Source organism: Methylobacillus sp. MM3, assembly GCF_001645185.1.
GTDB lineage: Bacteria > Pseudomonadota > Gammaproteobacteria > Burkholderiales > Methylophilaceae > MM2.
In genome coordinates this window covers 657,380-679,193 of sequence record NZ_LXTQ01000001.1, presented here as the reverse complement: position 1 = coordinate 679,193, position 21,814 = coordinate 657,380, and the positions used below count along the sequence as shown (strand labels likewise).

Annotated in this window: 24 protein-coding genes; 15 read left to right on the top strand and 9 right to left on the bottom strand. The window is 59.2% G+C overall.

The annotated features are described in order from the left end of the window. Positions 1-29 precede the first annotated feature (29 nt). The 9 genes from nirJ (at position 30) to A7976_RS03165 (ending at position 9,547) form a co-directional block, all read left to right on the top strand. Positions 30-1,223 (top strand): heme d1 biosynthesis radical SAM protein NirJ, encoded by a 1,194-nt coding sequence (nirJ, locus tag A7976_RS03205; protein WP_067106748.1) that lies wholly within the window; start codon positions 30-32, stop codon positions 1,221-1,223. Then, a complete protein-coding gene (locus tag A7976_RS03200) occupies positions 1,220-2,758 on the top strand; it encodes a cytochrome D1 domain-containing protein (protein WP_067106746.1) in 1,539 nt (512 codons plus the stop codon). The genes nirJ and A7976_RS03200 overlap by 4 nt, the downstream gene beginning before the upstream one ends. A 280-nt stretch (positions 2,759-3,038) precedes the next feature. Beyond that, complete coding sequence (locus tag A7976_RS03195) at positions 3,039-3,464, top strand: cytochrome c (RefSeq protein ID WP_067106744.1); 426 nt, start codon at positions 3,039-3,041, stop codon at positions 3,462-3,464. 30 nt (positions 3,465-3,494) lie between these two features. Continuing rightward, positions 3,495-4,871: a cbb3-type cytochrome c oxidase subunit I gene (locus A7976_RS03190; protein WP_067106733.1), complete on the top strand. Its 1,377-nt coding sequence runs from the start codon at positions 3,495-3,497 to the stop codon at positions 4,869-4,871. Positions 4,872-4,997: 126 nt separating this feature from the next. Further along, positions 4,998-5,618, top strand: a complete 621-nt coding sequence (locus A7976_RS03185) for a cytochrome c oxidase subunit 3 family protein (RefSeq protein ID WP_067106730.1) — start codon at positions 4,998-5,000, stop codon at positions 5,616-5,618. Between the two features lie 7 nt (positions 5,619-5,625). Next, positions 5,626-5,895, top strand: a complete 270-nt coding sequence (locus A7976_RS03180) for a cytochrome C oxidase subunit IV family protein (RefSeq protein ID WP_067106728.1) — start codon at positions 5,626-5,628, stop codon at positions 5,893-5,895. Positions 5,896-5,909: 14 nt separating this feature from the next. Beyond that, complete coding sequence (locus tag A7976_RS03175) at positions 5,910-6,731, top strand: CbbQ/NirQ/NorQ/GpvN family protein (protein ID WP_067106725.1); 822 nt, start codon at positions 5,910-5,912, stop codon at positions 6,729-6,731. Further along, positions 6,712-7,707, top strand: a complete 996-nt coding sequence (locus tag A7976_RS03170; protein WP_067106724.1) for a 4Fe-4S binding protein — start codon at positions 6,712-6,714, stop codon at positions 7,705-7,707. The genes A7976_RS03175 and A7976_RS03170 overlap by 20 nt, the downstream gene beginning before the upstream one ends. Before the next feature lies 1 nt (position 7,708). Further along, positions 7,709-9,547 (top strand): nitric oxide reductase activation protein NorD, encoded by a 1,839-nt coding sequence (locus A7976_RS03165; protein ID WP_067106722.1) that lies wholly within the window; start codon positions 7,709-7,711, stop codon positions 9,545-9,547. Between the two features lie 6 nt (positions 9,548-9,553). Here A7976_RS03165 and A7976_RS03160 read toward each other — a convergent pair whose 3' ends face one another. Together A7976_RS03160 and A7976_RS03155 are read right to left on the bottom strand one after the other, a co-directional pair. Then, the gene (locus A7976_RS03160) at positions 9,554-10,090 is read right to left on the bottom strand and encodes a hemerythrin domain-containing protein (RefSeq protein WP_067106719.1); all 537 of its coding nucleotides are present in this window, start codon (positions 10,088-10,090) and stop codon (positions 9,554-9,556) included. A gap of 126 nt (positions 10,091-10,216) precedes the next feature. After that, positions 10,217-10,903, bottom strand: a complete 687-nt coding sequence (locus A7976_RS03155) for a Crp/Fnr family transcriptional regulator (protein ID WP_067106717.1) — start codon at positions 10,901-10,903, stop codon at positions 10,217-10,219. A gap of 177 nt (positions 10,904-11,080) precedes the next feature. Between A7976_RS03155 and A7976_RS03150 the strand changes: the two genes are divergently transcribed. Further along, the gene (locus A7976_RS03150) at positions 11,081-11,794 is read left to right on the top strand and encodes an HPP family protein (RefSeq protein ID WP_165601713.1); all 714 of its coding nucleotides are present in this window, start codon (positions 11,081-11,083) and stop codon (positions 11,792-11,794) included. After that, the gene (locus tag A7976_RS03145; RefSeq protein ID WP_067106713.1) at positions 11,791-13,011 is read left to right on the top strand and encodes an NnrS family protein; all 1,221 of its coding nucleotides are present in this window, start codon (positions 11,791-11,793) and stop codon (positions 13,009-13,011) included. Before A7976_RS03150 ends, A7976_RS03145 begins: the two co-directional genes overlap by 4 nt. Before the next feature lie 2 nt (positions 13,012-13,013). On the opposite strand, the gene A7976_RS03140 is transcribed toward A7976_RS03145, so the two are convergent. Together A7976_RS03140 and A7976_RS03135 are read right to left on the bottom strand one after the other, a co-directional pair. Continuing rightward, positions 13,014-13,496, bottom strand: a complete 483-nt coding sequence (locus A7976_RS03140) for a glutathione peroxidase (RefSeq protein WP_205633430.1) — start codon at positions 13,494-13,496, stop codon at positions 13,014-13,016. A gap of 1 nt (position 13,497) precedes the next feature. Continuing rightward, entirely contained in the window at positions 13,498-13,848 is a 351-nt protein-coding gene (locus A7976_RS03135) for a GFA family protein (protein ID WP_067106707.1), read from the bottom strand. A gap of 207 nt (positions 13,849-14,055) precedes the next feature. Between A7976_RS03135 and A7976_RS03130 the strand changes: the two genes are divergently transcribed. Both A7976_RS03130 and A7976_RS03125 read left to right on the top strand, forming a co-directional pair. Next, the gene (locus A7976_RS03130; protein ID WP_067106704.1) at positions 14,056-14,550 is read left to right on the top strand and encodes a host attachment protein; all 495 of its coding nucleotides are present in this window, start codon (positions 14,056-14,058) and stop codon (positions 14,548-14,550) included. Between the two features lie 5 nt (positions 14,551-14,555). Then, the gene (locus A7976_RS03125) at positions 14,556-15,251 is read left to right on the top strand and encodes a protein-L-isoaspartate(D-aspartate) O-methyltransferase (RefSeq protein ID WP_088178364.1); all 696 of its coding nucleotides are present in this window, start codon (positions 14,556-14,558) and stop codon (positions 15,249-15,251) included. 35 nt (positions 15,252-15,286) lie between these two features. Here A7976_RS03125 and A7976_RS03120 read toward each other — a convergent pair whose 3' ends face one another. The 4 genes from A7976_RS03120 to amrB form a co-directional block, all read right to left on the bottom strand. After that, positions 15,287-16,231, bottom strand: a complete 945-nt coding sequence (locus A7976_RS03120) for a diguanylate cyclase domain-containing protein (RefSeq protein ID WP_067106691.1) — start codon at positions 16,229-16,231, stop codon at positions 15,287-15,289. A gap of 86 nt (positions 16,232-16,317) precedes the next feature. Further along, positions 16,318-17,412, bottom strand: coding sequence for an AmmeMemoRadiSam system radical SAM enzyme (amrS, locus tag A7976_RS03115; protein WP_067106689.1), 1,095 nt, complete (start codon positions 17,410-17,412; stop codon positions 16,318-16,320). After that, positions 17,409-17,981 (bottom strand): AmmeMemoRadiSam system protein A, encoded by a 573-nt coding sequence (gene amrA, locus A7976_RS03110; RefSeq protein ID WP_067106687.1) that lies wholly within the window; start codon positions 17,979-17,981, stop codon positions 17,409-17,411. The genes amrS and amrA overlap by 4 nt, the downstream gene beginning before the upstream one ends. Further along, a complete protein-coding gene (gene amrB / locus A7976_RS03105) occupies positions 17,974-18,777 on the bottom strand; it encodes an AmmeMemoRadiSam system protein B (RefSeq protein ID WP_067106684.1) in 804 nt (267 codons plus the stop codon). The genes amrA and amrB overlap by 8 nt, the downstream gene beginning before the upstream one ends. An 80-nt stretch (positions 18,778-18,857) precedes the next feature. On the opposite strand from amrB, the gene ispD reads away from it, so the two are divergent. Continuing rightward, positions 18,858-19,565: a 2-C-methyl-D-erythritol 4-phosphate cytidylyltransferase gene (gene ispD / locus A7976_RS03100; RefSeq protein ID WP_067106681.1), complete on the top strand. Its 708-nt coding sequence runs from the start codon at positions 18,858-18,860 to the stop codon at positions 19,563-19,565. Then, on the top strand, positions 19,562-20,038 hold the full coding sequence (gene ispF / locus A7976_RS03095; RefSeq protein WP_067106678.1) for a 2-C-methyl-D-erythritol 2,4-cyclodiphosphate synthase: 477 nt from the start codon (positions 19,562-19,564) through the stop codon (positions 20,036-20,038). The genes ispD and ispF overlap by 4 nt, the downstream gene beginning before the upstream one ends. A gap of 43 nt (positions 20,039-20,081) precedes the next feature. Here ispF and A7976_RS03090 read toward each other — a convergent pair whose 3' ends face one another. Continuing rightward, positions 20,082-21,698: a phosphoethanolamine transferase gene (locus tag A7976_RS03090; protein ID WP_067106674.1), complete on the bottom strand. Its 1,617-nt coding sequence runs from the start codon at positions 21,696-21,698 to the stop codon at positions 20,082-20,084. Between the last annotated feature and the right edge of the window lie 116 nt (positions 21,699-21,814).

The following is a 21,814-nucleotide window of genomic DNA, read 5'->3' as shown; positions in this document are numbered from 1 at the left end:
CCCGATAGAGAAAAAGAAAGCAGGCCGTCATGTTCCGTATCTCCCAGTTCATGCAGGAAATCGCCCGCCCGACGCCGCCGGGCCCGAGGCGCAGTCCACCCGGACCGGTGGTGATCTGGAACCTGGTGCGGCGCTGCAATCTCACCTGCAAGCACTGCTACTCGATCTCGGCGGACAAGGATTTCGCCGGGGAGCTCTCCACGTCGGAAGTGTTCAAGGTCATGGACGATCTCAAGGCCTTTCGCGTGCCGGTGCTGATCCTCTCCGGCGGCGAGCCGCTGATGCGGCCGGATATCTTCGACATCGGCCGCCGCGCCAAGCAGATGGGCTTCTATGTCGGGCTGTCGTCCAACGGCACGCTGATCACCGAGGACAATATCGGCCAGCTTGCAGACGTCGGCTTCGACTACGTCGGCGTCAGCCTGGACGGCATCGAGGCCACGCACGACACTTTCCGACGCAAGGCCGGCGCGTTCCGCGAATCGCTGCATGGCATACGCCTGTGCCGCGAAGCAGGCATCAAGGCCGGCGTGCGTTTCACGCTGACGCAGGACAACGCGCACGATCTGCCGGAACTGCTGCAACTGACTGCCGATGAAGGCATAGACAAGTTTTACCTGTCGCACCTGAATTACGCCGGGCGCGGCAACAAAAACCGCGCCCATGACGCCATGCAGGAAACCACGCGCCGCGCGATGGACCTGCTGTTCGCCGCCGCTTGGCAATCCGTCATGGATGGGCAAGGCCGGGAATTCGTCACCGGCAACAACGATGCGGACGGCGTTTACCTGCTGTTCTGGGTGCGCCGGCATTTCCCGCATCTCGAAGACCACATCCACGCGAAGCTCGCCAACTGGGGCGGCAACAGCAGCGGCGTCAACGTCGCAAACATCGACAACCTCGGCGAAGTGCATCCGGACACTTTCTGGTGGCATTACCCGCTCGGCAATGTGCGCAATCGGCCGTTTTCCGAAATCTGGCAGGATACCTCCGACCCGCTGATGGCCGGGCTCAAGGCACAGCCGCGCCGGATCAAGGGCCGCTGCGGTGGCTGCGCCTACTTCGACATCTGCGGCGGCAACACCCGTGTACGTGCATTGCAACTCACCGGCGACCCGTGGCAGGAAGACCCTGCATGCTATCTGAGCGACACCGAGATCGGCTTCGAATCACCTGCCGAGCGCGTCAAGCTCACCCCTTACGTCAAGCTGCACTCGGCATGATGCGACTTCTGTTTTTTGTTCTGGTATTGCTGTCATGGGCCACGGTCGCGGCGGCCGATGCGCCGCAGCTTTTTCAGCAACACTGCGCGTCCTGTCACGGTGCCGACCGATTGGGCGGCAGCGGGCCAGCCCTGTTGCCGGAGAGTCTCGCGCGGCTGAAAAAAACCGACGCCATCGCAACCGTTGCCCAGGGCCGTATCGCGACACGCATGCCGGCGTTTGGCGAGTTGATCGCCCCGGACGAGCTGAAGGCGTTGGTGGATTATCTCTATACGCCGCTGGCGCAGTCGCCGAGCTGGAACGACACGGACATTCGCGCTTCGCGCAACGAATACCATGCACCGGGAACACTGCCGGACAAGCCCGCATTTGACGCGGATCTGCTCAATCTTTTCATTGTCGTCGAGACCGGCGACCACCACGCCACCTTGCTCAACGGCGACACTTTCGAGCCGATCAAGCGTTTTGCGACGCGCTTTGCATTGCACGGCGGGCCGAAGTTTTCGCCGGATGGGCGCTATGTCTATTTTGCTTCGCGCGACGGCTGGGTATCGCGTTTCGATATCTGGAACCTGGAATACACCGCCGAGGTGCGCGTCGGCATCAATACCCGCAATATCGCGGTCTCCAGCGACGGACGCTACGTGATGGCGGCGAATTACCTGCCCAATACCGTGGTGGTGCTGAATGCGGCCGATCTGACTCTGGTCAAGACCATTCCGGTCACCGATATGGCCGGCCGCGGCTCCCGGGTATCGGCGGTGTACGATGCCGCGCCGCGCAAGAGCTTCATTGTGGCGTTGAAGGACGTGCCGGAGTTATGGGAGGTGAGCTACAACGATGCCGCGCCGCCCATCCATCCCGGGCTGGTCCACGACTTCAGGATGGGTGAAGCCATCGCCATCCCCGGCAAGCTCAATCCGCGCCGCACGCCGCTGGACACGGTGCTCGACGATTTCTTCTTCGACCAGGGCTACACCTACCTGATCGGCGCCTCGCGCGAAGGCAAGGGGCAGGTGATCAATCTTGACGCGCGCCGCAAGACGGCCGATTTGCCGCTGCCGGGCATGCCGCACTTAGGCTCCGGCATCACCTGGCAATGGCAGGGCAGGGATGTGCTCGCGACGCCCAACCTCAAGGATGGGCTGGTGACGGTGATCGACATGCAGGATTGGCGCGTGGTGAAGGAAATCCGCACCCCCGGCCCCGGTTTTTTCATGCGCAGCCACGAAAACACGCCTTACGCCTGGACCGACGTATTTAATGGCGCGGCCAACGATACGCTGCAATTGATCGATAAAAACACGCTGGAAATTGCCGCGACGCTGACGCCTGCGCCGGGCAAGACCGCGGCGCACGTCGAATTTACCCGCGATGGCCGCCATGCGCTGGTGAGCGTGTGGGAAAACGACGGCGCGCTGGTGGTGTACGACGCTGCCACGCTGCGCGAGGTCAAGCGCCTGCCCATGAACAAGCCTTCCGGCAAATACAACGTCTACAACAAGATCAACCGTTCGTCCGGCACCAGCCACTAGCCGACCTTCCAGCTCTACCTCATCCTCATCCCACCCCCTTCCTGCTCGCCTTTTTCCAGCGGTCTTTTAAAAGATGTATTTTTTATATTGATTATCCGCAAACGCTGTGATAAATTAAAGGTGCATTTAATATGTACCTTTAAATGCACGGCAGGCCCCGGTGCTTTTTGGGCACCCCGACAGCAGAAAACCGACCCCGGGTTGATGTGCGTCAAGGTTAGCCGGACCGCTAAACCCTAGACTTCGCCACAGAAGTCAACAACACAACTGGGAGGAAGTAATGAGTACGACATTCACCAAATCGATGGCGCGCAATATCTTTTATGGAGGGTCGGTTTTTTTCTTTCTGTTGTTCGTCGCGCTGACGGTGGATACCACCCACACGCTGCCGAAGCGGGACAACAGCCAGAACATCACGCCGTCGGTCGAACGCGGCAAGAAGCTCTGGGAGACCAATAACTGCATCGGCTGCCATACGCTGCTGGGCGAGGGCGCGTATTTCGCTCCCGAACTCGGCAATGTGTACAAGCGTCGCGGACCCGAGTTCATCAAGATCTGGATCAAATCGCAGCCGACCGGAGCGCCGGGACGCCGCCAGATGCCGAACTTTCACCTGACAGACGAAGAATTGGACGACCTGGTCAATTTCCTGAAGTACACCTCGGAAATCAATACCGCCAAGTGGCCGCCCAATATCGAAGGCTGATCCGCCCCTAAAATTCAGGAGATCAACAACATGCAATACCAATCCCAGGCAGTGGCGAAGCCTTATTTCATCGCCGCCATCGGACTCTTCGTCGGGCAGATTCTGTTCGGGCTGATCATGGGTCTGCAATACGTGATCGGGGACTTTCTGTTCCCGGCCATTCCTTTCAACGTGGCACGCATGGTGCACACCAACCTCTTGATCGTGTGGCTGCTGTTCGGCTTCATGGGCGCCTCGTACTTTCTGGTGCCGGAGGAAACCGAAACCGAGCTGTTCAGCCCCAAGTTGGCGATCATCACCTTCTGGGTGTTCCTCGTCGCCGGTGCGCTGACGGTACTCGGCTACCTGCTGGTGCCGTACTCCACGCTCGCCGAAATGACAGGCAACAATATCCTGGCGACCATGGGACGCGAGTTCCTCGAGCAGCCGCTGATCACCAAGATCGGCATCGTGATCGTGGCGCTATCCTTCCTGTTCAACATCACCATGACATTGCTCAAGGGCCGCAAGACTTCCATCAGCCTGGTGCTGACGCTCGGCCTGCTGGGGCTCGCGGTGTTCTTCCTGTTCTCGTTCTATAACCCGGTCAACCTGGTGAAGGACAAGTATTACTGGTGGTGGGTGGTTCACCTCTGGGTGGAAGGCGTGTGGGAACTGATCCTCGGTGCGATCCTGGCTTTCGTGCTGATCAAGGTCACCGGCGTGGACCGCGAAGTGATCGAGAAATGGCTGTACGTGATCATCACCATGACGCTGATCACCGGCATCATCGGTACCGGCCACCACTACTACTGGATCGGCGCGCCGGAATACTGGCAATGGTGGGGTTCGATCTTCTCCGCGCTGGAGCCGATTCCGTTCTTCATGATGACCGTATTCGCCTTCAACATGGTGAGCCGCCGTCGCCGCGAGCATCCCAACAAGGCTGCGGTGCTGTGGGCACTGGGCACTGGCGTGCTGGCCTTCCTCGGCGCGGGCGTCTGGGGTTTCCTGCACACGCTGGCTCCGGTCAACTACTACACCCATGGCACGCAACTCACCGCGGCGCACGGACACCTGGCGTTCTACGGTGCCTACGTGGCGGTAGTGCTGACGATGATCTCCTATGCGATGCCTATCCTGCGCGGCCGTGCCGCCAATTCGGAAAAGGCGCAGAACATGGAAAAACTCGCGTTCTGGCTGATGAGCATCTCGATGCTGGTGATCACGCTGCTGCTGACGGGCGCGGGCATCGTGCAGATCTGGCTGCAACGCATCTCCCCGACGCCGATGGGCTTCATGGCGGTGCAGGACCAGGTTTCCATCTTCTACTGGCTGCGTGAAGGCACCGGGGTCGTGTTCCTGATCGGTCTCGTGATCTACATCAGCAGCTTCTTCGTCAAGGGCGGGGCCAAGGCCGCCGCTTAACAGTAGTCCCCTGGGGGAGAGGCACAGCCATACCTCTCCCTTTTTTTTCACAGATCAGGGCGGCATTCGCTGTCCAGATGGCAATAAGGCAATACCGAATTTTTCATCGGCTGGAGGGTGATCCACATGAACACGCAAGTACTCGTTATCGATCCTGCCGCAGGCCTGGCCCGAGAGGCCCGCGCTCCGCGCGAAGAAGGGTTGCCCGGCGACTTCGCGATCTGGATCTTCATCCTGGCTGAAATGCTGGCGTTCGGCGTGCTGTTCGTCGCTTACGCCTTTACGCGCGCCGGCGATGTCGAGCTTTTCAACGCGTCGCAGGAGACGCTGAATCGCACGGCCGGAGCCATCAACACGCTGGTGCTGATCACCAGCAGCTATTTCGTCATGCGCGCAGTTACCGCGATCAAGCATGGCCTTTCGAAGGACTGCGCCTGGTGGCTGGGTGCCGCTCTCATGCTTGGAGGTGTGTTCGTCGGCATCAAGGCCATGGAGTTCCACGACAAGTTTGCCGCCGGCATCACGCTCAGCACCAACAGTTTTTACATGTTCTACCTGGCGCTGACGTTTTTTCATTTCATGCATGTGCTGATGGGCATGATCATCCTGGCTTTCGTGATCGCCAAGGCCTGGCGCGGCGGCTATAGCCGCCAGGACCATGTCGGCGTCGAAACCGGCGCATCGTTCTGGCACATGGTCGATCTGCTCTGGATCATCCTTTTTCCGCTGGTTTACGTGATTCGCTGAGGCTCATATGAATACTTACGCATCTTCCAACCGGTTTTCCTCCGTCATCTGGCTGCTCCTGATGGTGTTGACGCTGACTACTTTCGCCATTGGCGAGGCCGGCATGGCAGGCAGCGGCGCGATGCTGGGACTGCTGCTGATCGCGCTGGTCAAGGGCCAGATCGTGGCCAACTATTTCATGGGCCTGCGGCACGTCGCCTTCGGTTGGCGCGCCGTGATACTGGCTTATTTTCTGCTCGTCGGCGGCCTGATCGCGTTGGCCTACCGTTGGGCGTGATTCGGGAGAAAACAATGAACGCATTGAGTGCACTGAAAGAGGTCAAGCAGCTGGCGGACGCGATCCCGTTCTACAAGCAGCAGGGCAGTGAGGTCGACCTGTTCGAGCGTGCCTGGCGCAATCGCCTGCCGCTTCTGATCAAGGGCCCGACCGGTTGCGGCAAGACGCGTTTCGTCACGCACATGGCCGCCCGGCTCGGCTTGCCGCTCTATACCGTGGCCTGCCATGACGATCTCACTGCGGCCGACCTTGTCGGACGCCATCTGATCGGCGACGGACGGACCCTCTGGACCGATGGCCCGTTGACCCGCGCGGTGCGCGAGGGCGGCATCTGCTATCTGGATGAAGTGGTCGAGGCGCGCAAGGACACCACCGTGGTGCTGCACCCGCTGGCGGACGACCGGCGCATCCTGCCCATCGACCGCACCGGCGAAACGATACAGGCGGCCCCCGGCTTCATGCTGGTGGTGTCGTATAACCCGGGCTACCAGAATTTTCTCAAGGGCATGAAGCCCTCGACGCGGCAGCGTTTTGTGTCGCTGACGTTCGGTTTTCCCGATGCGGCCCAGGAAGAAGCCATTCTGGTCGGCGAAAGCGGCGTGGATATGATGGTGGCGAAACGGCTGGTTTCCATTGCCAACGCTTTCCGCGCGCTGCGCGACCACGATCTGGAAGAAGTCGCCAGCACGCGCCTGCTGGTCTATGCCGCCACGCTGATACGCGACGGTTGCGACCCGCTGGTGGCCTGCCGCGCCGCATTGGTGGAAACGCTGACCGACGACGCAGACACCGCCATCGCGTTGCAGGAAGTGATCGATGCCACCTTCGGCAGATGAGTTTGTCCTGGCAGGCGGCACGCTGCAAGTGCGGCGTCGCCTCGTGCAGGGCGGCTTCTTCGTGTTGTTCGTGCTGGCGCCGGTATTCGATCTGTTCCGGCTCGATCTTGACCTCGGCCATTTCATCTTCTTCGGCATGGACTGGACGCTGGGGCTCGACGCGCTGATTGCCGGCGAGATCATGCCGCTGGAGGCGGGTGGCAATATCGTGCTGCGCGGCTTTTTGCCGATTGCCGGCATTGTCGGCGGCGTCATTTGGGTTTCATTCAAATACGGACGTCTGTACTGCGGCTGGCTATGCCCGCATTTTTCCGTGGTGGAAACCCTGAACCGGCTGACGCGTCGCGCCATCGGCAAACACAGCGTGTGGGACAAGGACGTCCTGCCCATGCAGGACAAGGGCGCCGAGGCTATCCCGCGCCATCCGGGCTGGTGGGTCGTGCTGCTTCCGCTGGCATTGGCGTTTGCGTTTATCTGGGCGACCGTGCTGCTGACCTACCTGCTGCCGCCCATGGAAATCTACAATAATCTGTGGCACGGCACGCTGACGCGCAACCAGGCGCTTTTCATTGGCGTCGGCACAGGCCTGTTCCTCATCGAATTCACCCTGGCGCGGCATCTCTTCTGTCGCTTCGGCTGTGCGGCAGGGTTGTTCCAGAGCCTGGCCTGGATGGCCAACCGCAAGGCGCTGGTCGTGAGTTTCGACCGCAATCTTTCCAGCGCCTGTCAGGATTGCACCAGTGCCTGCGACAACGCCTGCCCGATGCGCCTCAAGCCGCGCACGATCAAGCGCCACATGTTTTCCTGCACGCAGTGCGCGAGCTGCATCAGCGCTTGCCGCGATGCGCAGGCGGACGGACCGCACGGCGTGCCGCTGCAATGGCAAAGCGGCATTCCGGCACTCGATAAATCGGATCGCGAGCAGGTGCGCCGAAATGCGCCGGCTCGTCGCATCATTCCCCTGATGGAGGCCTGAGATGGAAGAAGTCGTCGGTGGACTATGGCACAAACTGGTCACCCGCGCCGCCAGCCAGCGGCACGCGGAAGCGGCGGTGCGGTTGGACGAAATCCGCAAGAGCGCCGGCATCCTGTTCCGCGCATTGGGCGGCGATCCCGGACTTAATCTGTCTGCCGCGCCCGCAGTACGGCATGGCGCGCGCCGACGCTGGATGGAGCGCATCGCCGGCAGCGGCGAACGCATCGAACTGGCCTGGCGTGACCGGGAAACCCTGCGCCTGCCGGAGCAAATCGATCTTTTCCCCGAGCGCAGCCTCAACCGCGATTTGTATTTATGGCTGGTGGCCTTGTCCGCTGCGGGCAACGATGACGATCTGCCGTGGATCGTGCGCAATCAGCAGGCGACGCTGGAAACGCTGGAGCGCTTTCCCGGCCTGCAAGCACGGTATCAGCGGCTGGTTGATGCCTTGCTGCCACTCCGTTTCGCGCCTGGGCAATTGCCGGCGGACGAGGCTGCGCAGGAGCATGCCATTCGCCAGGCGTTGCAGCACCCCGGCAGTGTCGCAGCCCTGCCGACGGCGCGCCGCCCGTTCCAGCCGGTGCCGCTGTGGCCGCACCCCGCACCGCCAATCAGCGCGCCCGCTAAAAATGATGCCGGCGACGGCGCGCCCGAGCACGAGTCTGCCGAAAAAACGGAAGACGCGAACAGCCGTCGCAAGCACCTCGCCGAGCGCACCGACATGCCCGACGGCAAGGACGGATTCATGATGATGTTCCGCGCCGAAAGCCTGTTTTCGTGGAGCGAATTCGTCAAGGTCAATCGCCCGCAGGACGACGATGAGGATAGCGAGAGCGCCAAGCTTGCCGCCGAGGACATGGACAAACTGACCGTCGCGCGCGACGGCAAGACCAGCGCTGCGAAACTGCGCTTCGATCTGGATTTGCCTTCGGCGGGCGAGGACGACATTATGCTGGGAGAGGGTATCCCGCTGCCGGAATGGGATTACAGGAAGCAGATACTGCTGCCGGACTACTGCCGTCTGCAGGAAATGGTTGCACGGCAGGCCGAGCCGGTTGAACTGCCCGAACACCTTCGCAGCACCGCGCGCCGTCTGCGCAGCCAGTTCCAGGCGCTGATGCCGGTACGCAGCTGGCTGCGTGCACAACAGGACGGCGACGAGATCGACCTCGACCAATGGGTGCAGCAGGAGGCGGATCGCGTCACCGGCGGTGCTGTCGTGCAGCGCGGCCTGTACCGTGCCCAAGTCAACCGCCAGCGCGATCTGGCCTGCCTGCTGTTGGCCGACCTGTCGCTTTCCACCGATGCCTATGCCTCGGATCAGGCCCGTGTGATCGATGTGATACGCGACAGCCTCTTCCTGTTTTCAGAGGCGCTGTCCGCGACCGGTGACCGTTTCGCATTGCACGGCTTCTCTTCGCTGCGGCGCGGGCATATCCGTTTCCATCATCTCAAGGGTTTTGACGAACGCTACAACGGCGAGGTGCGCGGCCGCATCGCGGCGATCAAGCCGGGCTATTACACCCGCATGGGCGCGGCGATCCGTCACGCAAGCAGCCTGATGGCCAGGCAGAAGAACCAGCAGCGCCTGTTGTTGTTATTGACCGACGGCAAGCCGAACGATCTGGATCATTACGAAGGGCGCCATGGCATCGAGGATACGCGCATGGCGCTGGTGGAAGCGCGCAAGCAGGGGCTGCGCCCGTTCTGCGTGACCATAGACCGCGAAGCCAACGACTATCTGCCGCACCTGTTCGGCGTCGGCGGCTATGCGGTGATCCGCGAGCCCGAGGAGTTACCCAGGGAATTGCCGTTGCTGTATGCGCAGATGACGCGCTAGCGCGAGCTAGCCGGCATCCTTTTCACGGGTGATCCGGCTCTCCACTTGCAACGCCCGCGGAAACAGCACGTGGTCCTCCCAGTACATATGTTCCACGAGGTCGGCGTCGATTCCTGCGAGCGAGGCATAGAGCAGAAAGGTTGGCGGGACGCTGTCCGCCAGCGGTGTGTATTGACTTGTCAACTCGCGCAGGGTTTCCAGCAGGCTGATCATGGTGATATGTTCAATCCGCATCATGCGGATCGGGTTGGCAACACTGCCGAAACAGGAGGCCGGCAGGTTGGCAAGCCCGGAATCCAGTGATGCGATATAGGGGAAAAGGATTTCTTCTTCTTTGCGAAGATGCGATTCGAGGTCGGCCTTCAGTGCGTGGAAGCATTGCCGCAGGGCATCGAGTTGAGACAACGACGCCAGTTCCGGATCTTCCATCAGCCCGCTGATGCGAGTGAGTTCGGAACGGGTGAACGTGTGATGCGTTTCTTCGATAAGGTCGATCAGTTCCCCCAGGTTGGTCTGCGGGGTGATTTTATGTGCGATTTTCATGGCATCCTGCCCGGAGCGGCCTCCGGCCTCTTTCGGCAATGTAAGGACGAAAGTTACCGCCGGGCGAGGATTATTTCTTTGATGCAGGTCAAGACGCGCCGATTTTTTGCGATCAACCCTTTGTGCTCAACCCAGGGTGCCGTATTCCCGCAGTGCGGGAAGGTCGATGATGGTGATTTCCTTGCCGTTCACTTCGATCATCCCTTGCTGCTGCAGTTTCAGCATGGTGCGCGAAAGCGTTTCCGGCGTGAGGTTCAGCAGCGATGCGATCATCGTTTTGCTGGCGGGCAGGGTAACGCGACTGGTGACGTTGGAGCCCGCGCTGATCTGCAACAGGTAGCCGATCAGCCGCTGGGTCGAGGTCAGCAGCGCGACCGATTCGATATCCTGCACCAGCTGCCGGTTGCGTACCGAAAGCCCGGCCAGCATTTTGCGCGAGACCGTCATGTCGCGTTCCAGCAAATTGAAAATGACCTGCTTGGGGATCAGCAGCAACTGCGAATCCGTGGTCGCCTGGGCGTAGATCGGAAAAGACGCCTGATCGAGAAAAATGATCGCTTCGCCGAAGCTTTCGCCGGGGCCGATGATGCCGATGACTTTCTCGGTGCCTTGTGGCGAGTTGACGGCCAGCTTGACCTGGCCCGAGATCAGCATGAACAGGCTGTGTGCTGTGTCCCCGCGATTGAAGACGATGCCGCCGCGAGGCACGGTGAGATGCTGGGTCTCGTTTGCTACATAGGTCAACTGCTCGCTATCGAGCGCGCTGAAAAGATGGAATCTAGGCAATAACTGGATGATGTTGAGCTGGCCCACGCGCGCTTCCTCGTCGAATGAACTTTATTATAATGGCTCGATTTGATCCGGCCGGGTCACTATGTTATCTTAGATGTATAAATTTTACATCTTAATTGGTGACCATGAAAATCCAAAAGGAATTTATGGCTGCCCTGCAAAACTCCTTCCCCCATGAAATTCAAAGAAATCCTCCTTTTGCTCCAAAGAGAGCGGGGCGTATCGACCCTGACGCGCGAAAAAATATTTTCGGTACTGGGCGCCTTCGTCGCCGTGTTCATGCTGACAACGGAAATACATTTCGTCTCGGCAAGCACCTCGCTGACCATCCTGGTGGTGGCATCGATGGGGGCCACCACCTGTCTCGTTTTTGTCGTGCCGCATAGTCCGATGGCACAGCCCTGGCCGATGTTCGGCGGGCACATGCTCGCGGCGCTTGTCGGCGTGGCTTGCGCGCAGTGGATATCCGAGCCGTCGGTAGCCGTGGCGTTTGCCGTCGCACTGGCGATCAGCGGCATGTATGTGCTGCGCTGCGTGCATCCGCCCAGTGCCGGTACCGCGATGCTCGCCACGCTCGGCGGGCCGGCCGTCCACGCACTGGGCTGGCAGTTCTGCTATGTGGTCGCAATCAATGCAGGTACCATCCTGATGCTGGCGTTGCTGATCAACAACCTGATCCCTGGACGGCGTTATCCCTTGCGCCACACGCATCACCCTCATCACCAGCAGTTCATTCAGACCACGCACGGGCCTTACCCGGAGTTGAAGGAAGACGACTTCGGCTGGGCGCTCGGCAAGATGGACGGCGTGATCGATGTCAGCCGCGAGGATCTGGTCGATATTTACGAATTCGCCGTCGAGCATGCGCAGCAACGGCAGGCAGCCGTACCTACGGGAGGAAAGCCGCAATGAAGCAGAAAACTTGGGTGACATTCAGCGCTGCGCCGCACCGCATGTTCTTTTTCGGGGGCGTGCTGCAATCGGTGCTGGTAATGGCATGGTGGTTGGCCGACCTCGCCGGACGTTACGGCGGGTTCTATCCTCCCATTGCCTGGAGCGTGGCCCCACCGGACGCGCATGCTTTCCTGATGCTGTATGGTTTCTTCCCTTTCCTGATTTTCGGATTCCTGATGACCACCTATCCGCGCTGGTTGAATGGCGAGGAGGTGGGGCGGCGCTATTACGTTCCCGGATTCCTGCTGATGTTTGCCGGCGTGCTGGCGTTTTATGCCGGACTGGTGTGGGGAGGGCTGCTGGCATTCTCCGCGTTGCTGTTCCTGGCCGGATGGGGCGTCTCGCTGGCGGGCTTGCTGCGCGTCTATTTCCGTGCGCAGCACCCCGACAAGCGCCACCCGCGCATCACCAGCACCATGCTGGCAATCGGCTGGCTGCTGGCGGCGGGCTGGTTTGCCGGCCAGCTCGGCGGGTTTGCCTTGCCGGTCGCGCTGACGAAAAGCGGCGGCGTGTGGCTATTTCTGCTCCCGATCTTCTTTGCGATCAGCCATCGCATGATTCCATTTTTTTCCGCGAATGTAATTCCGGATTACCGCATTGTGCGCCCCGGCTGGGCATTGACGCTGATGCCCGCGGCCGCGTTGCTGCACATGATATTCGAAGTTGCCGGGCTGGCCGCCTGGCTATGGCTGCCCGACTTGGCCATAGCGGTAGCCGCGCTTTACATGAGCTGGGCATGGCGCTTGCGTGCCAGTTTTGCACAGCCTTTGCTCGCGATGCTGCATATCGGTTTCGCCTGGCTGGGCGTGGCGCTGCTGTTTTACGGCGTGCAAAGCCTGGCGTTGCTGGCAGGCCATGTCATTTTCGCCAAGGCGCCGTTGCACGCGCTGGTCATCGGCTATTTCTCGTCCATGGTATTGGGGATGATCAGCCGGGTGACGCTGGGGCATTCGGGTCGTCCGCTGGTGGCCGACCGGCTGACGTGGGGGATTTTCCTGGCATTCCAGTCGGTGCTGGTGTTGCGCGTGATTGCCGATGTTCCGGACATGGCATTCGTCGCGCGCAGTCATTTGTATCTCTGTGCTGCCGTCGTCTGGCTGGCCTGCTTCGGCATCTGGGCTTATCGCAATCTTCCCATCTACGTGAGGCCGCGCCTCGACGGGAATCCGGGATAAGCCTATCCCAGCATGCGGTCGATGGCTGCCAGCAACGCCGGATCGTCCGGCGCCACCATGCTTGAAAAGCTCACAACCTCGTTGCCGCTGCGGTTTATCAGGTATTTGTGAAAATTCCATTTCGGCCAGTCGCCGGTCGCTTCTCCCAGCATTTTGTGAAAAGGATTGGCCTGGCCTTCGGTGACGGTCGTCTTGCCGAACATCGGAAAATCGACATGATAAAAACTGCTGCAGAATTCGGCGATCTGCTGCTCGCTGCCCGGTTCCTGCGCGCCGAATTCGTTGGACGGAAACCCGAGCACGACGAACCCGCGATCCTTGTGTTCGCTGTATAGCTTCTGCAAACCGGCATATTGCGGCGTCAGTCCGCAATAGCTGGCGGTGTTGACCACCAGCACGACCTTGTCGGCATACTGGCTCAGATCCTGGGCCGCGCCATCCGGCAGGCGGAGAAAAGTGTGTTGCAGCAGCGAGTGAGCGTTCATTTCATTTGCTCCGTCCGTCATAAGGAATGATTTTCAGCGTGGACAGATCGACATGGTCGTCCAGGCAGCGCACGTTGATGGCGGCCATGGGCTCGCCCGTCGGCCCGGTGCCTTCGCTGAAAGGCGCGCAGCCGCAGGTCGGGCAGAAATGATGCTGGATATTGTGCTTGTTGAAGGTATACGTGGCGATGTCGCTTTCCGGCGTCAGCAGGCGCAAGTTGGCGCGCGGCACGAACCACAGGAGATAGCCTTTCTTGCTGCAGATGGAGCAATTGCATTGCACCGCCTGCTCAAGATCCCCCTCGGCTTCAATGGCGATTTTTCCGCAGTGGCAACTTCCTGTGTAGATCATGGCTTCTCCTCTTTAATGTTTGATTGAAAAAGGGATTTTATTGTTCAGGCCAAGGTCGTTTTGATCTTGAATTATTACGCAAGAGGCCTATCATTAAAACATGCGGGAACGTTTTTTACCCGTATATCTCCATACAAATACCCCCACGGAAAGTAGCTATCCAGACATCCAACAACTCATCCACTAACCCCTCGCGGAGGAACTTCCATGTTGAATATCATCATCGTCGTCGCCAATGGCTCTCTTGCACGCTTCTTCAGTTTGCGTCCTGCCGAGACACCCGAATTCGAATCCAGCCCGCGCATGGTGGAGCATGGAACATTGACGAATCCCGAGCAGACGGCCAGCAGCAAGGAACTGTGGTCCGACAGCAGGAGCGGCAGCAATCGCGGTGCGGCCGGAGGGGGCGTGCACCGTTATGACGATCACCGCAATCAGCATCGGGCCGAGTACGAGCGACGATTCGTGCAGTCCGTGGCTGGCGAAACCGCAGCACTGGCACGCAACGAAGGTGCTGCCCGAGTAGTGGTGACCGCCGACAATCGCATGCTCGGTATGTTGCGTGACGAATTACACCGCAATAACGGATTCGAGATCAAGGAGGTCGCCAAGGATTACAGTAAGTTCTCCATGCACGAACTGCATGAACAACTGGCTGCGCTGGCGTTGATCCCGGCACGCCGCAGGCCCGGTTTTCAATAGCCTGCATGATGCGGACGAGTTCTGACGACACTCCGGAGTCCGACTATTCCGGGCTTCGCCGCGACATGGTTGCCGCGGTGGCGGCCATGTCCGAAGAACTCAACCCGGTCCCCGATATGCCGGGATTGTCGCAGCCTGTGCTCGACGCGCTGGGGCGGGTTCCGCGCCATCTCTTTGTGCCCGACATCGAGCGCGATTTTGCCTACCAGAATCGCCCTTTGCCTATCGGCTACGGCCAGACGATCTCCCAGCCGTATGTCGTCGCTTTCATGACCGAGTTGCTTAAACTTAAACCGGGTAGTCGCGTGCTCGAAATTGGCGCCGGTTGCGGCTACCAGACGGCAGTGCTTGCCGAAATGGGCGCGGAAATATATTCCATCGAAATCGTTGAGCCGCTCGCCATCCAGGCTGAACAGACCTTGCATAATTTAGGTTATGACCGGGTGCACGTACGTCCGGGGGATGGATATCACGGCTGGCCGGAACATGCGCCATATGACGGCATCATCGTCGCCGCCGGGGCCAGCCATGTGCCGCAGCCGCTGCTGGACCAGCTGAAACCGGGCGGACGCATGGTGATTCCGTTAGGCGAGAGCTACGCTGCGCAGGAGCTGTTGCTGATCAAGAAGGATGCTGCCGGTGAGGTGCAACGCCAGGAAGTATTGCCGGTCAGGTTCGTACCGCTGACCGGCAGGCACTGAGCCCGATGTAAAAACAGAGCCGGCTGTCTGTGGATTTAAAGCGCCTGACTGACGAGCATGGCAAGGTCGAAAACCCGGAAGTGCCCGCTCTTTTCGCTCTTGGCCTCATACATCGCGATGTCGGCCATCTTGATCAGCATGGATTCGTCGCCGTCGTGGTCGGGGTATAGCGCAATGCCGATACTGGCCGAGATGCTAATGGCTTGATTGCCGAGATCGAATGGCTGTTCCAGTGCCTTGATGATCTTGCGGGCAACCAGGATGGCAGCATCGGAATGCTCGATGCCGTGCAGCAGAATGACGAATTCGTCCCCACCAATACGTCCCACGGTGTCGCTTTCGCGCATGCAGTTCTGCAGGCGCATGGCGACTTCGCACAGCAGGCGGTCGCCGGTTTCGTGCCCGAGCTGGTCATTCACGGGCTTGAAGCGATCAAGATCGAGGAACATCACCGCCATCCGGCCATTGTCGCGCCGCGTTTGCGCCATGCCTTGTTGCAGGCGATCCATCAGCAGGGTGCGGTTGGGCAGGCCGGTGAGCGCGTCGTAATGGGCGAGGTAGCGCATGCGTTCCTCGCCCTCCTTGCGCTCGGTAATATCGCTGAAAATGCCGACATAATGGGTCGTTCGGCCTTGCGGGTCGATAACCGCGCGTATCGACAGCCATTCCAGATAATGCCGGCCGCTTTTGTGGCGATTCGCGATTTCGCCGTGCCAGCTTCCGTGTTGGCGTACTTCATCCCAAAGCGATTGATAAAAGAGCTGGTCGTGATGACCGGACGACATCATGTTCGAATCGCGTCCGATGACTTCGTCGGGCAGGTATCCGGTAATCGACGTGAATGCCGGGTTCACCATGACGATCCGGCGTTCGGCGTCGGTCACCATGATGCCTTCCTCCGCTGACTCGAAGACGACGCGCGACAAATTAAGCATTTCGTCTTTCGTGCGACGCTCGGTAATGTCGGTCTGCGAGTCCATCCTCATTTTTCTTAATTGGTCTTCTGAATTTCTATATCCTACCCATGGAGCATATTGGGTATGCTCTAAATTGATATCACAATGATTCAGAAATTTGCGATTTTCAGCGGAATGCGGCGGCGGCCGAACTGATTTTCGAATTTTGCGAAACGCCCGGCGACAGGCGTGCCACAGTGCGAGCAAGCGCCGGCTTCGGTCAGGTCGTAATGCCGGATATCATGCCAGTCGCGCACGATCAGCGGGCTTTGGCAATGTGGGCAGAAGGTCGTGCCGCCCTCGGTGTCATGTACGTTGCCGGTGTAGACGTACTGCAAGCCTGCGGACAGACCGATGTTGCGGGCACGAGTCAAGGTTGCCGGCGGTGTCGGCGGCAGGTCGGTCATTTTGTAATCCGGGTGGAAGGCGGTGAAGTGCAGCGGCACATCGGTGCCGAGCTCTTTCGCAATCCAGTCGCACATCGCGCCGATCTCGGCGTCGGAATCGTTGCAGCCGGGAATCAGCAATGTCGTGATCTCGAACCACACGCTGGTTTCGTGCTTGAGATAACGCAATGTGTCCAGCACCGGCTGCAAGTGCGCGCCGGTGAGCTTGTAGTAGAACGCTTCGGTGAAAGCTTTCAGATCCACATTGGCCGCATCCATTTTGGCGTAGAAATCGCGCCGCGGCTGATCGTGCATATAACCAGCCGTGACGGCTACTGCCTGTATGCCGGCATCATGGCAGGCATCGGCAACGTCCATCGCGTATTCGGCGAAAATCACCGGGTCGTTATAGGTGAAAGCTACGCTCTTGCAGCCTTTTTCTCGCGCCGCGCGGGCGATGGCTTCCGGTGTGGCCTGGTCGGCCAGGCGGTCGAAGTCGCGCGATTTGGAGATATCCCAGTTCTGGCAGAACTTGCATGCGAGGTTGCAGCCGGCGGTGCCGAACGACAGGATGCTGGAGCCGGGATAGAAATGATTCAGCGGTTTCTTTTCGACCGGGTCGACACAGAAGCCCGAGGAGCGGCCGTAAGTGGTCAGCACCATCTCATCGCCGCTGCGTGCCCGCACAAAGCATGCGCCGCGCTGGCCTTCATGCAGCTTGCAGTCGCGCGGACACAGGTCGCACTGGATGCGGCCGTCGTCCAGCAAGTGCCAGTAGCGGGCGGGAGTGCGTTCGAGAATGTCGATGGCGTCGTTCATTGAGCGATGTCCGTAAAATCGGATTCCTTCCATTTTGTGACGGTGTAACGCGACAGCCGGATGCCTTCTTCCCAGAAAGTGGACGGCAGCCCGGCCTTGACCTTGAGGTGGGCCATGAACTCTTCCGCCAGCGGCAATTGTTCCCACACCTGCGGCAGAAAGGTGCCGCGCAACGCGCCGTATTCCAGCACGATGCCGTCTATGCCGGGGCGCAGTTGCAAAAGCGCATCCAACTCATCGGAAAATACCATCGGCTCCTGCGGGGAAAGCAGGGAAACTTCTACCTGCGTCGATTCGAATTCCGCGATGGTCAGCGGCGTAAAGCGCGGATCACGGAAGCCGGCAGCCACGGCATTGGCCCGTACATCCTCATGCAGCGGGCGATGCGCCAGCAAACTGCCGATGCAGCCGCGCAATTGTTGCCGTTGGGTCAGGGTGACGAATGTCGCGCCTACCTCCTGTAGCCAGCGCTCATGTTCCATTGGGGGCGCAGATGTCAGCCCGAGACGCCCGGCAATCGCCTCGCGCGCCAGCATGAGCAGGGTGGAGCCGCGTTCGGTTTCAGTCATGGCCGGCCTCGGTAAATGCAAACGCGCCGTAGCCCACCACGCGGCTTTTATCCCCCGCGGTATCGCCCGAATTGCGCAAATCGAGCAGGTGCGGCGTCATGCCATGGCGGCGCGCCGCCACGATCAGGCCGTTGACCGGCGTGCCGCCGCAGGCTTGCTGGTGCGTAACGGTTTCTTCCAGGCGCAGGATGGTTTGCGCGGTTGCGCTGTCCGTCACCGTAGCAGCATCGTAAGGCAGGTAATGCGAAAGGTCGGAACTGATCACGATCAATGTTTCCGGTCCGCCCCACACGGCTTCCAGCACTTCCGCGACCTCTTCGGCGCTGGCCATCCCCACTGCCAGCGGCAGCAGCGTGAAATCGGACAGCACCGTTTGCAGAAACGGCAAATGCACTTCGAGCGAGTGCTCCAGCGCATGGGCTTGCGGGCTGATGGTCACCTGCGGCAATTGTGCAATCTGGCGAACCGCATCCTGATCGATGTTCACGATTCCCAGCGGCGAAGCAAAGGCATCGGTGCCGGGCAAGGCCAAGCCGCGCACGGCCACGCGGTGTGTAGGCCCGAGCAGTATCACCCGGCGTACGGTCGCGGCCAGCGGCTCGAGCAGCGCATAAGCGGAAGCGGCAATCGGGCCGGAATAGATATAGCCGGCATGCGGCACGATCAGCGCCTTGGGCACCAGCCCGAACACGCGCGGCCTGGCATCGGCCAACAGGCCGTCAAGATCTTGCGCCAGCGTTTTGGCGTTGTCGGGATAGAACATGCCTGCCACGGCGGCAGGACGGACAGCTGACATGCATGGCTCCTTTATTAGAACTGGCTAATAAATGGTGGTGACCCGGCAGAAATCAAGACCCGGCATGCTATGATTTTGCGATGTCCAATCACAAGAACTATGCCCTGATTCCCGCAGCCGGCAGCGGCAGCCGCATGGGAGCGGAACTGCCAAAACAGTATTTGCCACTGCTCGGCAAGCCCATGATTCATCATACACTTTCCGTATTCTGCGTACATCCTGCGGTCACTCGAGTGTTCGTCGTGCTGAGTCCGGACGACACCGGTTGGGCTCAGTACGATTACTCTGCCCTGGGCGATAAAGTCGAAGTCCTGCGCTGCGGTGGCGCAACCCGTGCTGAAACCGTGCTGAATGGATTGAACGCAATCGCCGGACAGTCGCAATCCGCAGACTGGGTGCTGGTGCATGATGCGGCTCGCCCCTGCCTTTCGCAGGAAATGTTGGACAATCTTTTTGCCGAATTGTTGGACGATCCGGTGGGCGGCTTGCTCGCTGTTCCCGTGGCGGACACGCTCAAGCGAGAAGGCAAGAACGGCCGTGTCGATCACACCGAGCCTCGTGCCGGGTTGTGGCGGGCGCAGACGCCGCAGATGTTCCGCTACGGCTTGCTGCGCGACGCACTGCAAGCCATCGGTACCGACACACCGACCGACGAAGCGCAGGCGGTGGAATTTTTGGGTCACGCCCCTCGGCTGGTGATGGGCGACGGACACAATCTCAAGGTCACTTACCCCGAGGATCTGGTGATCGCCGAACTCCTCCTGAACAACACGGAAACAAGCACATGATCAGAATCGGCCACGGCTTCGATGTTCACCAACTGGTGGAAGGGCGCAAATGCATTATCGGCGGGGTCGATATCCCGCATGAAAAAGGCCTGAAAGGTCACTCAGATGCCGACGTATTGCTGCATGCCGTCTGCGACGCGCTGCTGGGCGCGGCGGCACTGGGCGACATCGGCAAGCATTTTCCCGATACCGACACGCGTTTCAAGGGCATCGACTCGCGCGAGTTATTGCGGCATGTCGCGGCCTTGATCAAGGAGAAGGGCTACCGCGTGGTCAATGTCGATGCGACCGTGATCGCGGAAGCGCCCAGGCTGGCAAAGCATATCGCGGCCATGTGCGCGAATATCGCGTTAGATCTGGCTATTGACGCCGATTGCGTCAACGTCAAGGCAACGACCTCCGAACGCCTGGGTTTTACCGGACGCGGCGAGGGGATCGCTGCCGAAGCGGTTTGTTTGATCGAACGGATATGAAGTGATCGGGCAATACCCGAAGCACAAAATCGCCCACTGATCTTCAACCGTTTCTTGCCGCTTTCAAATCGCGATTCTCAAACAGGACATTTTTCCTGCCCTCGCATATTTTCGATTCGATCTCGAATCCGACAAGTAGCGTGCAGAACAGATCGTCGTGACTGAACGAGTAGTCACGATAGGGTTTGAGTTGATCTAGATTGAAATCGAAATGCTTGCCCATCCACACGATGGCAGGAATATGGGTTTGCTCTTTGGGGGCCAGCAGGTAGGGGGCGGCATGCAGATAGATTCCATGCTCGCCCAGTGATTCACCATGGTCGCTCATGTATAACATTGCCGTTTCGTATTGCCCGTCGTATTTCTTGAGGAAATCGATCACCTGGGACAGAAAGTAATCCGTATACAGGATGGCATTATCATAGGCATTATCGATTTCCTCCTTGGTGCAATCCTTCAGTTCACCCGTCATGCACACCGGCTTGAACCGTTCGAACTCCTTGGGATATCGCCGGTAATATTCCGGGCCGTGGTTGCCCATCTGGTGCAGGACGATCAGCATGTCCCGGTTCTTTCTGGACGCGATGTATTGATCCAGGCCACTCAGCATCCCGATATCCCTGCATTCTTCGTCGCAGATGGGATTCAGCGTCGGATTCTTGAAGTTTTCATATTGCATCCGCACCGCAACGCCCTTTGAGTCGGAGTTGTTGTCGCGCCAGAGCACCTGTACGCCATGCTCAAAAAGCACGTCCAGCGCGTTTTCGATATGGAGCGCTTTTTCCCGGTCGAAGTTATGCCGTTTCATCATGGAAAACATGCAGGGCACAGACTCTCCGGTGGATGTGCCGCAGGAAGATACATGGGTGAGGCTCACGACCCCCTGTTTTTCGAGTGCGGGGTTGGTTTCCCTGGCATATCCGTTCAGCGAAAAGCGGTCGGCTCTCGCTGTTTCTCCGACGACCAGAATAATGAGTTCCTTTTTTTTCCTTGAGCCGACCTCGACGGCATCCGTGGCAACTTTCTTCAAGGTCATGGCTTCTTCGGGCTTAAGAATCTGATTCACATACTGAATAATGGAATAGGTGAAATAAACCGGATTGGCGTATGACCGCGTCATTTTGTGTTCGCGGATGAAAGATGCGTAGCCGGCAGTAAAAGGAGCGATCACGACAACGAGGGAAACCAGCAATAGCAATAACAAGGCGGCCTTGGACTTCAATTCAGTTCGAATATCCTGGAGCGCAGGCTTGTATTTGAGTACGAGCCATGCGGGCAATACCCCAAGTAATAGTGTTCTGAGCACAAGGCTGGCGCTTATCAACCCCGCAAATTCCTGGAGGTTGGTCTGAAGGATATTGTCGATCATTACGGTATCGATAATGACTCCGTACTGATCCATGTAATAAGCGGCTTGAGATGCGGCCAGCAGATAAAAGGCAAGAATCCAGCGCGTCGCTCTGCCATGGCATATAAACAGGAAAAAGATCACGGTTGTGATCGTGAAGAAGGCGGTCAGCGAGAGGAGAAAGGGTACATTTCCCAGGCTGAGAGGATAAAGCTCGAGCAGTCTCTGAAATAGCGACAGGTTGCCAGTCAGCATAATGAACAACGCCGTCAGAACAATGCTGCGATTTTGTGCGGAGAAAAATCTTGTCATGAATTATTGAAGCTCTTATGGGGGCGCTTATTAATCGCCTGGAACATAAGCACAGCAATTCGCACGCCAGGAGGATAAAAGGAGCCCTTGCGCGGTAATCGGGGGAGATTTTCTTA

What these genes read in the sequence shown, in the direction of transcription:
- nirJ (WP_067106748.1), top strand. Translation starts at nt 30, where the DNA reads ATGTTCCGTATCTCCCAGTTCATGCAGGAAATCGCCCGCCCGACGCCG.
- A7976_RS03200 (WP_067106746.1), top strand. Translation starts at nt 1,220, where the DNA reads ATGATGCGACTTCTGTTTTTTGTTCTGGTATTGCTGTCATGGGCCACG.
- A7976_RS03195 (WP_067106744.1), top strand. Translation starts at nt 3,039, where the DNA reads ATGAGTACGACATTCACCAAATCGATGGCGCGCAATATCTTTTATGGA.
- A7976_RS03190 (WP_067106733.1), top strand. Translation starts at nt 3,495, where the DNA reads ATGCAATACCAATCCCAGGCAGTGGCGAAGCCTTATTTCATCGCCGCC.
- A7976_RS03185 (WP_067106730.1), top strand. Translation starts at nt 4,998, where the DNA reads ATGAACACGCAAGTACTCGTTATCGATCCTGCCGCAGGCCTGGCCCGA.
- A7976_RS03180 (WP_067106728.1), top strand. Translation starts at nt 5,626, where the DNA reads ATGAATACTTACGCATCTTCCAACCGGTTTTCCTCCGTCATCTGGCTG.
- A7976_RS03175 (WP_067106725.1), top strand. Translation starts at nt 5,910, where the DNA reads ATGAACGCATTGAGTGCACTGAAAGAGGTCAAGCAGCTGGCGGACGCG.
- A7976_RS03170 (WP_067106724.1), top strand. Translation starts at nt 6,712, where the DNA reads ATGCCACCTTCGGCAGATGAGTTTGTCCTGGCAGGCGGCACGCTGCAA.
- A7976_RS03165 (WP_067106722.1), top strand. Translation starts at nt 7,709, where the DNA reads ATGGAAGAAGTCGTCGGTGGACTATGGCACAAACTGGTCACCCGCGCC.
- A7976_RS03160 (WP_067106719.1), bottom strand. Translation starts at nt 10,090, where the DNA reads ATGAAAATCGCACATAAAATCACCCCGCAGACCAACCTGGGGGAACTG.
- A7976_RS03145 (WP_067106713.1), top strand. Translation starts at nt 11,791, where the DNA reads ATGAAGCAGAAAACTTGGGTGACATTCAGCGCTGCGCCGCACCGCATG.
- A7976_RS03140 (WP_205633430.1), bottom strand. Translation starts at nt 13,496, where the DNA reads ATGAACGCTCACTCGCTGCTGCAACACACTTTTCTCCGCCTGCCGGAT.
- A7976_RS03135 (WP_067106707.1), bottom strand. Translation starts at nt 13,848, where the DNA reads ATGATCTACACAGGAAGTTGCCACTGCGGAAAAATCGCCATTGAAGCC.
- A7976_RS03130 (WP_067106704.1), top strand. Translation starts at nt 14,056, where the DNA reads ATGTTGAATATCATCATCGTCGTCGCCAATGGCTCTCTTGCACGCTTC.
- A7976_RS03125 (WP_088178364.1), top strand. Translation starts at nt 14,556, where the DNA reads ATGATGCGGACGAGTTCTGACGACACTCCGGAGTCCGACTATTCCGGG.
- A7976_RS03120 (WP_067106691.1), bottom strand. Translation starts at nt 16,231, where the DNA reads ATGGACTCGCAGACCGACATTACCGAGCGTCGCACGAAAGACGAAATG.
- amrS (WP_067106689.1), bottom strand. Translation starts at nt 17,412, where the DNA reads ATGAACGACGCCATCGACATTCTCGAACGCACTCCCGCCCGCTACTGG.
- amrA (WP_067106687.1), bottom strand. Translation starts at nt 17,981, where the DNA reads ATGACTGAAACCGAACGCGGCTCCACCCTGCTCATGCTGGCGCGCGAG.
- amrB (WP_067106684.1), bottom strand. Translation starts at nt 18,777, where the DNA reads ATGTCAGCTGTCCGTCCTGCCGCCGTGGCAGGCATGTTCTATCCCGAC.
- ispD (WP_067106681.1), top strand. Translation starts at nt 18,858, where the DNA reads ATGTCCAATCACAAGAACTATGCCCTGATTCCCGCAGCCGGCAGCGGC.
- ispF (WP_067106678.1), top strand. Translation starts at nt 19,562, where the DNA reads ATGATCAGAATCGGCCACGGCTTCGATGTTCACCAACTGGTGGAAGGG.
- A7976_RS03090 (WP_067106674.1), bottom strand. Translation starts at nt 21,698, where the DNA reads ATGACAAGATTTTTCTCCGCACAAAATCGCAGCATTGTTCTGACGGCG.